At 68.0% G+C, this 12,995-nt stretch carries 13 protein-coding genes; 10 read left to right on the top strand and 3 right to left on the bottom strand.

Features of this window, described 5'->3' with window-relative positions; all coding sequences use genetic code 11:
• Positions 1–66: 66 nt before the first annotated feature.
• The 3 genes from OG841_RS28350 to OG841_RS28340 form a co-directional block, all read right to left on the bottom strand.
• Entirely contained in the window at positions 67–2,307 is a 2,241-nt protein-coding gene (locus tag OG841_RS28350; protein WP_371567047.1) for a cell division protein FtsK, read from the bottom strand.
• Positions 2,308–2,432: 125 nt separating this feature from the next.
• On the bottom strand, positions 2,433–2,804 hold the full coding sequence (locus OG841_RS28345; RefSeq protein WP_371567046.1) for an RRQRL motif-containing zinc-binding protein: 372 nt from the start codon (positions 2,802–2,804) through the stop codon (positions 2,433–2,435).
• On the bottom strand, positions 2,801–3,598 hold the full coding sequence (locus OG841_RS28340; protein WP_371567045.1) for a protein spdB: 798 nt from the start codon (positions 3,596–3,598) through the stop codon (positions 2,801–2,803). Before OG841_RS28340 ends, OG841_RS28345 begins: the two co-directional genes overlap by 4 nt.
• A 43-nt stretch (positions 3,599–3,641) precedes the next feature.
• Between OG841_RS28340 and OG841_RS28335 the strand changes: the two genes are divergently transcribed.
• From OG841_RS28335 to OG841_RS28290, 10 genes are all read left to right on the top strand, one after another.
• On the top strand, positions 3,642–3,863 hold the full coding sequence (locus OG841_RS28335) for a hypothetical protein (RefSeq protein WP_371567044.1): 222 nt from the start codon (positions 3,642–3,644) through the stop codon (positions 3,861–3,863).
• A 92-nt stretch (positions 3,864–3,955) separates the two neighbouring features.
• The gene (locus OG841_RS28330; RefSeq protein WP_371567043.1) at positions 3,956–4,714 is read left to right on the top strand and encodes a DNA methylase; all 759 of its coding nucleotides are present in this window, start codon (positions 3,956–3,958) and stop codon (positions 4,712–4,714) included.
• The gene (locus OG841_RS28325) at positions 4,711–5,589 is read left to right on the top strand and encodes a bifunctional DNA primase/polymerase (protein WP_371567042.1); all 879 of its coding nucleotides are present in this window, start codon (positions 4,711–4,713) and stop codon (positions 5,587–5,589) included. The genes OG841_RS28330 and OG841_RS28325 overlap by 4 nt, the downstream gene beginning before the upstream one ends.
• A complete protein-coding gene (locus OG841_RS28320) occupies positions 5,586–5,906 on the top strand; it encodes a hypothetical protein (RefSeq protein ID WP_371567041.1) in 321 nt (106 codons plus the stop codon). Before OG841_RS28325 ends, OG841_RS28320 begins: the two co-directional genes overlap by 4 nt.
• Positions 5,903–7,465 (top strand): YfjI family protein, encoded by a 1,563-nt coding sequence (locus OG841_RS28315; RefSeq protein WP_371567040.1) that lies wholly within the window; start codon positions 5,903–5,905, stop codon positions 7,463–7,465. Before OG841_RS28320 ends, OG841_RS28315 begins: the two co-directional genes overlap by 4 nt.
• 337 nt (positions 7,466–7,802) lie before the next feature.
• Positions 7,803–8,030, top strand: coding sequence for a helix-turn-helix domain-containing protein (locus OG841_RS28310; protein ID WP_371567039.1), 228 nt, complete (start codon positions 7,803–7,805; stop codon positions 8,028–8,030).
• Between the two features lie 85 nt (positions 8,031–8,115).
• Positions 8,116–9,396 carry a tyrosine-type recombinase/integrase gene (locus tag OG841_RS28305; RefSeq protein WP_371567038.1) on the top strand — a complete coding sequence of 427 codons (1,281 nt, stop codon included), beginning with the start codon at positions 8,116–8,118 and terminating at the stop codon, positions 9,394–9,396.
• A 638-nt stretch (positions 9,397–10,034) separates the two neighbouring features.
• A complete protein-coding gene (locus OG841_RS28300; protein WP_371567037.1) occupies positions 10,035–10,370 on the top strand; it encodes a winged helix-turn-helix domain-containing protein in 336 nt (111 codons plus the stop codon).
• Between the two features lie 157 nt (positions 10,371–10,527).
• Entirely contained in the window at positions 10,528–11,775 is a 1,248-nt protein-coding gene (locus OG841_RS28295; RefSeq protein WP_371567036.1) for an XRE family transcriptional regulator, read from the top strand.
• A gap of 43 nt (positions 11,776–11,818) precedes the next feature.
• On the top strand, positions 11,819–12,055 hold the full coding sequence (locus OG841_RS28290) for an Lsr2 family DNA-binding protein (protein WP_442759702.1): 237 nt from the start codon (positions 11,819–11,821) through the stop codon (positions 12,053–12,055).
• Positions 12,056–12,995 lie beyond the last annotated feature (940 nt).

The raw sequence follows: 12,995 nt of genomic DNA, 5'->3' as shown, positions 1-12,995 counted from the left end.
TTTTGGTCGCTAGCAGGGTTGCTACCGGTAGCGACGCATGCCGCTACCGGTAGCAGGCTGTGAGACCTATCCGGCGTCCCGCTTTTCGTTGCGCTGCGTAATCGCGGCGGCGATGTCCTCGCGCTTGATGCCGCGCTTGTTGACCTGTTCGCCGTCGATGCGCCGGCTGATCTGCATGGTGCCGATGCCGAACGGCTTGAGCGCGGCGGTGAGCGCTTCCGCCTTGGGCTTGGCCTCCAGCTCCGCCCACGGGCCGTAGACGTCGGGGCGCAGGTCGGCGAGGCGGTCGACGATTGTCTCGGACCACACCTTGGCCTCGCCCTTGCCCAGCACCTGTGCGACGTCGTCCAGGACCGTCGCGGACACCTCCGGCGCCGGGGCCTCGCCGACCGCGTCGCCGGACAGCGTGCCCTCCGCCTCCCGCAGCGCGGCGGCACGGGTGAGGATGCGTTCCGCGTCGCGGCCGTCGGCGAGGTAGGTGCGCACGATCCCGGAGTCGTCCGACATGCCCTTGAGCAGACCGACGCCCTTGTGGGACTTGAGCAGCTTGGACGCGTCCAAGCCCTCGCTGTAGGACCCGGCACCGAGGATGACGTCGGAGACCTGGTAGGCGCCGACCCGCAGCGCGAACCGGGCCTGGTGCTGGTCACGCAGCTCGGAGGGGCACGCCTTGTCGTCCGGCTTCTGCGTCGACGTCATCACCGAGACACCCACGGCCGGCGCGACCCGGGCGAGGTAGACCATCAGGGACAGGATCTCCTTGCCGTGCTCGGGGTGGGTCAGGTACTCCTGCACCTCGTCCACCACGAACAGCGTGAGCGGCATGTTCAGCTTCTTGTCCCGGCTGATCTCCGGGGTGAGCTTGCCCTCCGGGCAGACATGCAGCGGCAGTTCGGAGAGCCGGTGGTAGCGGTCCTCGACGTCCGCCTTCAGCTCGCGCAGCGAGGTCAGCAGGTGCTGAACCGGGTCGAACCCGTTCTTGGGCACGATGCCGAACCCGATGCGGTGCGCGACCAGCGCGAACTTGCGCCAGTCCGGCGATGCCTTGCCGTCGAACACGTACAACCTGACGTACGGGTCCAGCGCGGCGGCGAGCGCGATCGTGCGGGCAGAGAACGTCTTGCCCTGACGCGGCACGGCGCCGACCAGCAGGGACAGCCACAGCATGGTCGCCATGACCGGGTTGCCCCGCTCGTCCACGCCCCACGGGAAGGGCTTCCAGAAGTCCACCCTGGTTGCCCCCAGCAGCGGGGACTTGCCCGACGGCACGGCGAGCGGGTCACGGTCGGCGATCCAGTACGACACCCGCCGCCCGCTCGTCTCGTCCTTGTCGAGGAAGAGTTGAGTGGGGGCGATGTCCATACCGGAGGCGAGCCGGGCGTGAGCCTTCACCGCGTCCTCGAACGTCTTGCCGTACGGCAGATCCACCACCACGCGCCAGCCGTCTCCGTCCCGGCCGATCGGCCGCGGGAAGGCGATCGTCTGATCCTTGGTGGTCAGCCCGGACGCCTCGTGGGCGCGGATGACGATGTCGGAGGACAGCCGCCGCTTGCGGAACGTCACCTTGGCCATGTCGATCAGCGGCCGGTCTGCCGGCGCCCCGACCGCCCCGAGCGTGGTGGTCAGCGCGGCCATGGCCAGCAGCAAGAGCCAGGACGGGGCCATGACGTACAGGGTCAGGGCGGCGGCGAGGCCGATCAGGGAGGCGATCGCGGCGACGATGCCCCGCAGGCGGACGCGGTCGTTGCGTTGCCGCGACAGCTTCAGGTACTCCGCCGCGTCCTCGTTCGCCACCGACGCCAGGCGCAGGCCCTTGCCTTCGGCATCGAACACCCACCGGCCGATCGCCGTGGACCAGCGCCACGCCCCGCGCGGCGAGTACCACAGGATCTTCGGGGTGTAGATGCAGGGCAGGCGAACGGCGTGGTAGCCGATCACAGCCGAGTAGTGCCGAACGGCCCACTTGCGCACGGCCGTTCGCTGGTCCGGCAGTTTGACCCACTCGGGAAGGACCGGCAGGCGTGCCTTGTCCTTGGCCTCCATCCACTCCGCGACCGAAGGCGGGTAGACCTCGCGCGGCGGGTCCACCGGCGCCCCGTCGGTCAGCCCTTCGGCCTCCGGGTCGTCGGTGTCGGGGAGTTCGGCCTCCCACTCCCCCGGCTTCACCACACCCGCGTCGGTCGGGGCGGGCGAGTCGGTCGGGGCGGTGGGGTCGGTCTTCTTCAGCGGGAACGGCAGTACCTCAGCCGTCCGTTCGTCGGTGCTCTCCGGGGCGTCGGGGGGCGGGAAGGTGGGATTCTCCGTCACGATGTACGTGCTCCTTCGGGAGTCGAAAGGGTCCGGCCGGCTTGCTGTAGGAGGCGGACGGCCGGACCCGTCAAATATGGGGGTGATTTGCGCCGAAGGGTGGAACAAACTGTTCCACCTCGTTTTTAAGCCACGCGCTGTTCCTCGGGATAGGCGCAGGTCACGCAGGCTCCGAGCGTGGGCGGGATGACGTATCCGGCGTCTTGGTGGCACTCGGGGCAGCGGCGGCGGGCGGCATTGGCCTTGTCGAGGGCTGCCCACCGCGCCGGGGTCATCGGCCGCACCGGCAGGGCGAGGTCGATGCGGTACAGGTACGCGGTCAACGGCCCGCGACGGCGACGCGGGCGCAGGATCTGCGCTGCGATGTCCTGACCGCCCGGGCGCAGTCCACGGAGGCGGAGTTGGCGGCGGGTGGCCAAGCCGTCCGGCGCCAGGCGCCACGGGTAGGTGGGGATACCGAACTTGATGCCGTCCGGGTCCCAGAACCGCACGGTCACGCCACGCGCTTCCACGCGGCCCGCAACCGGACCTCAGAGGCGGAATGACCAGCCTGGCGAAACCGGGCAGCCATCTCGCGATACGACAGAGCCGGGGTCTCGCTGTGCGTGATCCCGTCGACCAGCGCGTCAAGCGCCGCATCGGTGAGCACGGGACCCGACTCCAAAGAGAGCGCGGTGACCGGTTCGGTGGGACCCCACACCGGGAGCTCCCAGACCGGCGTGACGCCGGGTGTGACGCGGCTCGTCACGCTGGTCAGCGCCCTGCCGGTGTCCTCGCCCTGCCGCGTCTCCTCCAGCGTCGACCACGCCCGCGCGAGGGTTTTTGCGGTCCTGGCCTGCACGCGTGCGACGCGGGCACCGGCCCCCGTCACGGCCGTCAGCCGGGTCTCCTCGGTCGCGGCGTCCGCCCGCAGTCGGGCACGCGCCACGGCCGCCTCATCCCGCGCTTCCTGCTGAATGCCCCGGATCGCGTCCAACGCCACCGGGGTCAGCGCGGTGCGCTCCCACAGCCCGTGGACCAGCCACAGCGCTTTCGCTGCGACCGGCAGCCACGCCACGGCCAGCCATGCGCCGGCCGACTGTTCGGCGGTCAGCGCGTGGGCGACCAGGACACCGGCCGCGATCAGACCGAAGAACCAGCCGACGCCGGTAACGATGCGGCTGTGGTCGCCCTGCGCGGCGAGGCGGCGTTCGTAGGCGAGGGTGGCAAGCCATCCCCCGTCCGCCGACCACCGCCCCGCCCCGCAGGACTGGCCCACCCCGGAACAGGCGTACGCGACCGCCCCGAGCATCAACAGTGAGATCGGCTGGACGGCACGCTTCCTGGCTGAAGCCGTGTGCTTCACCGAGCTGGGTCGGGAGTTCTACCTGCGCAAGGCCGCTCTGCTGGACCGCATTGCACTCCTGGGTGAGAGCGACGGCTTCCACGACGACGACGGCGAGACGGCTCTCGCGGCGGCGCTGCACCTGCTCGACATGGACCAGCCGGGCGTGATCTGCGATCCGCGCGCCTACGTCCGCCAGCAGTACGCCCGCTCACTCACCAACGACCAGTAGCTACGCCCGTGGGCGGCGGTCACTCCCGGACAAGGACAGCCCGCCGCCCACGGTCTCCAAATCCCGACGTAGCAGAACAGGAGACCTACAGCATGACCCAACCGCGCACATTCGGCGAGGGCCCTTCGGACCCTGCCACCCGATCGGGGCGCGTGCCCCGGCCGCGCCTGCTGGATTTGTTCTCGTGCGCTGGCGGTGCCGCCATCGGCTACCACCGGGCCGGGTTCGCGGTGGACGGCTGTGACATCGCCGACCGCCCCAACTACCCCTTCCCCTACCACCACGGCGACGCTCTGACCTACCTCGCCGCCCTGATCGCCTCCGGTGAGATCCACCGGTACGCGTTCGTCCACGCCTCCCCGCCGTGCCAGCACGGATGCGCGCTGACCGTGGGCACCAACGCCTCCCAGGGATGGGGCCGCACGCACGTCGACCTGGTCGCCCCCGTCCGCGACCTCCTTGACGCAACCGGTCTGCCGTACGTGATGGAACAGCCCAACGGCCGCGCGAAGATCCGCAAGGACCTGACGCTGTGCGGTGAGATGTTCGGTCTCGGGGTCATCCGTCACCGCAACTTCGAGTTGGGTGGCTGGACCACCGTGCAGCCGGCGCACGCCCCGCACCGGGGCCGCGTGCGCGGCTACCGGCACGGCCGCTTCTACGACGGCCCCTATGTGGCCGCGTACGGCAACGGCGGCGGCAAGCCGTCCGTGGCGGAACTCCAGGCCGCCATGGGCATCACGTGGACCGACGTGCGCGAGGAACTGACGGAGGCGATCCCGCCCGCCTACACCGAGTTCATCGGCCGCGCCCACCTCGCCGCCACGGCGACACTGGGGGCGGCGGCATGAACGCGACACCTGAAGTCCTGCGGGTTGCCCTCGCCCTCGCGGCGGCCGGCCTCCCGATCCTGCCCCTGCGAGCGGGCAAGGTCCCATTCGGCAACTGCCGGACGTGCAGGGGGAACACGTGCGGTGGCCGGCCCAACATGAAGGCGGCGGGACCCTGCCGGTGCCCCGCGCCGTGCCACGCGTGGGGGGCTGCGACCACCGACCCGCACGTCCTCACCTCGCCTGCATGGGTGCGGGCGTGGCGGGCGGCGGTGGCCATCGCCTACCACCCCGGAGGGGCCGGACTGACCGTCGTCGACCTCGACAACGCGACGGCCGTCGCATGGGCCCGCGCAACCCTGCCCGCCACCCGGACCGTGCCGACCACGCGCGGCGAGCACTGGCTCTACCAGGGCGCCATGCCGTCCGCGAACGCGGTCCGGCCGGGCGTCGACATCAAGTCCCTGACTCAGTACGCACGTTGGCTCGGACCCGGCGCCGGTCGCATGGTGGCCCTACCGTCCACCGTCCGCGCCCTGGTCGTGAAGGAAGAGACCACCCCCGGCCGGCGCGGGGTGGCATCTTCTCCTCGCACCCTCGCCCCGTGGTCGCGGCAGGTGGCCACCGGGTGCCGCCACACCGAGCGCTACGTCCGCACCGGTCTGGAACGCGGCCTCGCACTCGTGAGGGCCCGCACCGAATCCGGCGCAGGCTCCCAGGCGTTCGGCGTCGCCCGGTTCCTCGCCGCCCAACACACTGACTGCCCCGGACCATGCGGCCTCGCGGCGATCGGCGAGGAGATCGTGACCGCCGCCGTATCCGTCGGTGTCCCTGAGGGCTACGCGCGCCGCGCGGTCACCAACGGCCTTGAGGCGGCCGGGGAGCGCGCGGCATGAACAAAGCATCCCGAACCGCCACGAAAGGCCCTCAGGGCGCCGTACATGGCCCGCCACGGCTGATGGTGGGCCTGCCGAAGGTCGCCGCCCGCAAGGGCGTCCTTTCTGCCGTTGGCCTGGACCCGCAGACGGTCACCGTCACCGGCATCACTCCGGGTCTTCAGATCCAGTGCGAGGGCGTCCCCGTCGCGGACTGGCTCTGTGCCTGCGGGCAGCACGAACGCGCCCGGGGCCGTGCCGCCGTCGCCCGGCTGACCGCCCGCGTCATCGCCGGCATCTGCCCCCACACCACCACCGAAGGGAGGGCCGTCTCATGACTCCACAGCCTGTGGACAGCTCCGACCTATGGGCCGGACTGCCCACCCTGCAAGACCCGCCCGGCGAGGACGACACGGCACCGGACGTGTGGGAGGACCCCATTCCCCTCACCGGCCGCCGCGAACGTCCGCCGTTCCCCGCTCACGTCTTCCCTGCCTGGTTGGGGGAGTTCGTGACGGCCGTCGCCGAGGAGACGCAGACACCGGTGGACCTCGGAGGGTCGGTCGCCCTCGCCGTGCTCGCCACGGCGGCCGGTGGCCGGTCGGTGGTTCATGTGCGCGGCAACTGGCGCGAGCCCACCAACCTCTACACCGTGGTGGCGCTTCCACCCGGCAACCGCAAGTCCGCTGTCTTCTCCCTGCTGACCGACCCGCTGTATGAGGCGGAGAAGCAGCTCAAGGCGGCGATGAAGCCGGTCATCGTCGAGGCGGAGCTGACGGCGAGGCTGGCCAAGGAGGCGGCGGACAAGGCCACCACCAAGGCCGCGTCCGCCGACGGCGACAAGCGCGACGAGATGGTGAAGACCGCCATCGGACTCGCGCAGACCGCCGACACGCTCACCGTGCCGGCCGAACCCCTCCTGCTCGCCGACGACTGCACACCCGAGACGGTCACCTCGCTGATCGCGGAACAGGGCGGCCGGCTGTCGGTGATGAGCGATGAGGGCGGAATCTTCGACATCATCGCCGGTCGCTACTCGGGCAGTCCCAACATGGAGGTCTTCCTCAAAGGCCATGCCGGGGGCCGCCTGCGGGTGAACCGGCAGACCCGCCGTGAGTACGTGGACGCTCCCGCTCTGACCATGGGACTGGCCGTTCAACCCGATGTGCTCGTCGACATGGGGAAGATCAAGGGCGGGAAGGGGCGCGGACTGTTGGGCCGCTTCCTGTACTCGCTGCCGGTGTCGACGGTCGGCGAGCGGAAGGTCATCACCGACCCGGTCCCCGAGCAGACCGCCGCCACCTACGCCGCGAGGGTCATCGACCTCACCCTGTCGCTCGCGGACTGGACCGACCCGGCCGTCATCCAACTCACCCCCGAGGCGGACGCGGCCCTGATCGTGTATCAGCAACGAGTCGAACCGCGGCTCAAGGAACGCGGCGGGACACTGGGCCACATCAACGACTGGGCCGGGAAACTCGTCGGAGCGATCGCCCGCATGGCCGCGTTGTTGCACCTCGCCGAACACGGCGGCAACGGCTACGCCCACCCGGTCACCGAGGCCACCATGAACGCGGCAATCGAGCTGGGGGAGTACTACACCGCCCACGCCCTCGCCGTCTTCGACGCCATGGGCGCCGATCTGGTCCTGTCCCGCGCCCGCAGCGTGCTGGACGCGCTGAGGGACAACCAGTGGGAGGACGTCAGCCGACGGGACGTCTTCAGCGTCCTGTCCCGCAGCGAGGTCCCCACCATCGCCGACCTCGAACCCGCCCTCGCGCTCCTGGAAGACCACGGATACCTGCGGTCCTACCAGCCCGAGCGCACCGGCAAGCGCGGACGTCCCCCGGCACCCCGCCTACAGGCCCACCCCGCCCTGCGCCACGGCGGCCGGTGACCCGGCCTCGCCCCAACCCCTCCCGCACAAACCGCAAAATCCGCAATAACCCCCGGACACCCCGCTGACCTGCGGCGGGACCCCTGGCTCATCCCGGCCGGGAGCCCGCCGCACAATCCCGCGATATTCCGCAAAAAACCGAGCACCGCCCCACCCGAAGGGGCCGGTCACTGGGCGCCCCTGATTTTTGCGGAATATCGCGGATTTTTGCGGGGCACCGTCCGTCCCTGCCCGCACACCGCATAACCGCAGGTCAGCCTCCCTTCCCGGGTTTTCTGCGGATTTTGCGGTTTGTGCGGCGGCACCTGTTCCTGAACCAGCCTCACAGGAGTGAGCCGTGGACGAACACGACACCCCCGACATCCCCGCCGACGACGACCCGACCCTCGTTTTCCTCACCGTCAAAGAGGCCGCCCGCCGACTCCGCATCGGCCGGACCACGTGCTATGGGCTCATCCGCACCGGAGAACTGGAGTCCGTCATGGTCGGTGGACTCCGCAGGGTCCCGGTCGACGCGCCGGTCGCCTACGCGACCCGTCTCCGCACCACCCAACGCGCCGCTTGACGACGCCCGGGGCGGCGGCACTCCCGGACAGGACAGCCCGCCGCCCCGGTCTCCATCCCGACACGCAAGAAACAGGAGCCTGCCTGTGGCAGAGGACAAGAAGAAGCGCACGCGACAGCCGAACGGCCGAAGCTCGATCTACTTCGGAAAGGACGGCAAATGGCACGGCCGCGTCACCGTCGGCGTCCGCGACGACGGCACGCCGGACCGCCGTCACGTCGAACGCAAGACCCGCGCCGAAGTGACGGCCGCCGTAGCCGAGTTGGAGAAGCAGCGAGACGCCAAGACCGTGCGGAAGCCCGGTAAGGCATGGACGGTCAAGGCTTGGCTGACCCACTGGATTGAGAACGTCGCGCCCCTCGCCGTCAACGACAACACGATGGTCGGGTACGGCGTGGCCGTCCGGAAGCACCTCATTCCCGGCTTGGGCGCTCACCGTCTCGACAGGCTGAAGCCCGAGCACATCGAGGTGTTCTACGCCAAGATGCAGGCCAACGGCAGCAAGCCCGCGACCGCTCACCAGGTGCACCGGACCTTTCGCACTGCGCTCAACGAGGCTGTACGGCGGGGGCATCTCGGCAAGAACCCGGTGCTGTTGGCCAAAGCGCCGAAGACGGGGGATCACGAGGTAGAGCCCTACACCGTCCAAGAGGTACAGCGGCTGTTGAAGGCCGCTGACCGGCACCGCAACTCCGCACGGTGGGCCGTCGCCCTCGCGCTCGGTCTGCGTCAAGGGGAGGTGCTGGGCTTGCAGTGGGTGGACGTGGACCTTGACGATGGATTCCTCGTAGTCCGCCGTAGCCGCCACCGGCCGCAATACGCCCACGGGTGCGCCGAGCCCTGCGGACGCAAGGCCGCGGGGTACTGCCCGCAGAAGCGACGGACCAACCCGGAGTTGACCGTTACCAAGTCGCGCGCCGGCCGCCGCGCGGTCGGTCTCCCCGAACAGCTCGTTGACCTACTCCGTGCACACCTCAAGGCGCAGGAAGCGGAGAGGGAGGCGGCCGGGAAACGCTGGGAGGAGAACGGCCTGGTCTTCCCGGATGAGTACGGCCGTAGCCCGTCCCATCGCCGGGACTGGTCTGAGTGGAAGGCACTTCTGGCAGAGGCGAAGGTTCGTGACGCGCGTTTGCACGACGCACGCCACACTGCTGCCACCGTGCTGCTCATCCTCGGGGTACCCGAGCGCGCCGTGATGGGCCTTATGGGATGGTCGACAACCGCCATGGCCGCCCGGTATCAGCACATGGTCGACGCGGTGCGGACTGACATCGCGAGGCAAGTGGATGGTCTGATCTGGAAGGTGGATGGAGACGGGCCGAGCGATGCCGATGGGTCGGCCGGGGTGCCCGTGGAGAATGATTAGATAGTCGCGAAAGGGTGGTCTCGCAAGGGGCCGCCCTAGCTTGTTACTCCAGTTTCAGAATTAACTATTTCCACTTTGACCATTCGCTGTCACGTCAGCCTATCTGATGCTCGCCGTTTCCTTCCCGGCGACTGTCGTCACAGATTTACATCTGTTCTTGACGTCGATTGTGGTCGCTCTCTCGGAAGGTCTTTCCGTTTGCCGAGTCCGACGACCAGGGCGACCGGCCACGGCACGGCCGTGCCCAGCCACATACCACGGGGCGAGGGTGCGAGGAGAAGATGCCACCCCGCGCCGGCCGGGCCAACGCCGCACGTATCGGCGGGCCAAGTGACCCCGGGCAGGATTCGGTCCTGCGCCCTCACGGCTGGATACCGGGGCCGACGGACCTCACCCGGCCGTCACGGGGACGGGGTCAATCCCCGCCGATCTCATAGCACGCTGTTGAGTTCTCAAGGAACGAACGCTGCCTTCGTACTCACCCCCTCGGGCTTTCCTCCGGGCGCTCTTTTTGCAGGTCAAACGGTTTCCCCCTTTAGGTCGGGGCGACCTGCTGACTAGCTTGCACTAGTCTGCTGTGGTGCACAACCCTTGCGGGGTGCTGCGCACTAGTTCGCTGTGGTGGGTACGCTCAAGGCATGACTGTCACAGGAGGGCCCAAACCGAAGGCGGTGCAGGTCGCAGACGCGCTCCGCGACGACATCAAGAAGATGAAGCCAGGGGAGAAGCTCCCGTCTCAGCGAGACCTGATGGACCGCTTCGGGTTCGCTAGCCAGACGATCCAGAACGGGCTAGCCGCGCTCAGAGCCGAGGGGTTGATCGTGTCGGCGGGGAACCTGGGCAACTTCGTCAGCGACGGGTCTGCCCCTAGTGGCGATGTACGTGATGACATCAAGGAAATCCGCTCCCAACTCCAGGCGTTGACCGAACGGCTCGAAGCGCTGGAAAGCCGCTCCGCACCGGGTGGCGCTTGATCTGCAACCAGCATGGGAGTAACGGAGTGTGTGATGTAAGTGACAACAGGGGGACGGCAGAAAAGAGGGGGGACATGTCCAGTGACACCCCTCTGTCCCCTTCCCTGTCCCCCCGGTCCGCGCGCGAGACTCGGAGTAGGCACTCGGAGGAGGGCGCATGACTGACGACAGGCCCGCATGGGCGCGACGCATCGCTGCCGAACGACAGGCACGCGACTGGTCACAGCGTGACGCGGTCAGGGCGCTGCGTGCGCACGCACCCACGGAGCTGCCGGCAGAGGACAGCATGATTCGCCAGTGGAAGCGCTGGGAGTCCGGCCAGGCACCGAACGACTTCTATCAACCGATCATCGCGGCCGTGTTCGGCACGGTCACGCACGCCCTCTTCCCTGCGCCGTCTCGCCGGGACGGAGACAAGGAGATCTTGGCAGCGAGCGGCATGGAGACTCTGGAAATCGTGAGTCGCCTGAACCGGTCCGACGTCGACAGTGCGACGCTCGATGCTCTCCGAATCACCACGGACCGTCTCTGCTCTGAGTACCCATTCATGCCGAGTGCTCAGCTCCTCGTCGAGGGGCGCCAGTGGCTTCGCCGCGTGGTTGACCTGCACACGAAGAGCCTCACCCTTGCCCAGCATCGCGAGGTGCTCGCGCTGTCGGGTTGGCTCGCTTTGCTGGTCGGCTGTGTCGAGTACGACACGGGGGACCGCCACGCCGCGGAGTCGACGCGCCGTGCCGCTCTCTCGCTCGCGACCGAGTCCGACCACCCCGAAGTGGCGGGGTGGGCACACGAGATGCGAGCGTGGTTCGCCCTCACGACCGGCGACTACCGCGGGGTCATCGCGGCAGCGCAGGCCGGGGCAGAGACCGCAGCCCACCACAGCGTCGCTGTGCAGCTCGCCGGCCAGGAAGCCAAAGCATGGGCACGGCTCGGGGACCGTCGGCAGGTTGAGGTGGCTCTCGACAAGGGGCGCCGACTGCTGGAGGGAATGCCGTATCCCGAGAACCTGGACAACCACTTTGTCGTTGACCCCGGCAAGTTCGACTTCTACGCGATGGACTGCTACCGGCTGGTTGGGGAGGACAAGCTTGCGCGAACACTCGCGCAAGAGGTCCTGCGTGCAGGGACGGACTTCGATGGCACGGAGCGGTCGCCCATGCGGAACGCCGAAGCGCGGGTAACCCTGGGGGTCACCGCAGCGCGAGAGGGCGACCTCGAACAAGCCCTCATCCACGGCGAGCGCGCCCTACAGGGTGAGCGTCAGTCTGTCCCCTCCCTGATCATGACCAGTCGAGAACTCGCGGCCGTCATGAGGCAGCGCTACAGCACCGAACCGGCTGCACAGGACTACCTGAATCACCTGCAAGACCTGGGCAGGGAGAAGCCGGGATTCCTCCCTTCCTGAGCGGCGCAAACAGAAAGCGGGCGCGGCTTCCCTCAAGAAGCTGGTGACCGCCCTCAAGCCGTTCACTGAGAAGTCCCGTGAGCGAGTGGTCTCCTCTGCGGCGCGTCCGGCCGCAGCCTCCAGCTCGGGCACATCGTCCGCTCGGGCCAATTGGCTGGCCGAGGTTCGGGAGTGGGCTCTGTCTGTGGGGCACAAGGTGAGCGACCGTGGCCGGATCGCTCAGGAGATCCGGGATGCCTACGTGAAGGCCAACCCGGAGAAGCCCGAGCCGACTGCCTGAGAGCCCGTTCAAGGCTCGGGCTTCTGCATGCCCGGAGAGGGACACCAGGCTTTATCTCGGGGCTAGTTGGGGGAGTCAGCCGGCCAAGCGCTGAAGTTGCTCAAATCGGTGTCGGGAGTGTCCTGTTGTGGGCATCATCGGCACATGTCGCTACCCATCCTCGCGATCATCATCTCTTCGGCGAGCGCCGCGTTCACTCTGTCCAACTGGTTGACGTCCCTAGCCACCTTTAGAAGAGGTGGGCCACGGCTGAAGGTCAAGGTCAAACTAGGTGCACGCCATGAGCCAATAATTCATCTTCCCGATGACCCCACTGAATGGAGAGCGGCATGGCATGTACACGTTGTCAATACTGGAGCGGCAGCCATTGGGGTGGAAAAGGCAGAGGTTGTAGCCTGGAGCCCTCCCCTACTCATAGCCGCACTGACCTACCCAGGGCGAATGCTTCTCAGTCGATTTTTCGCGTGGAATCCGTGGATATATTTGCCATCGGAAGTTGTTTGGCTAGAAGGGGAAGATCAAAGGCGCATTGAGGCATATGGCGGGGCTCGCTGGATCGTCTTCGACTCATTGCCAGACATGACAGAGAAACAGGTTGTCGGAATGACAACGTCGAGAGGTCTGGGACTGTTGACCTTTCGGATCACTCTCGCCAATGGTCGCGAGGTGAATAGTCGGCCAGTTCTTCTACTGACAGTTCATCACGCGCATAAAAGGGTTCGAGGAGCCGTCGCATCCGCGAAAGATGCGTTGAACCAGTCCATTCCCGATGACCTATCGGTAGAACAGCGGGAGACAGGGGACTAGCTATGGCTGCTGACTGGTGGGCCCGAGGTATCGCTATCGGCGGTGCTGCTGTCGCCTCACTAAACATGATCACCTCATACCGCACGTACAGACGAGTACGGCCCAAGGTTAAGGTGCGGCTATGGCGTACTGG

The sequence above is a fragment of the Streptomyces canus genome, assembly GCF_041435015.1.
GTDB lineage: Bacteria > Actinomycetota > Actinomycetes > Streptomycetales > Streptomycetaceae > Streptomyces > Streptomyces canus_G.
Note: the sequence above shows the minus strand (reverse complement) of the source record. Positions and strands in the feature narration are given on the sequence as shown.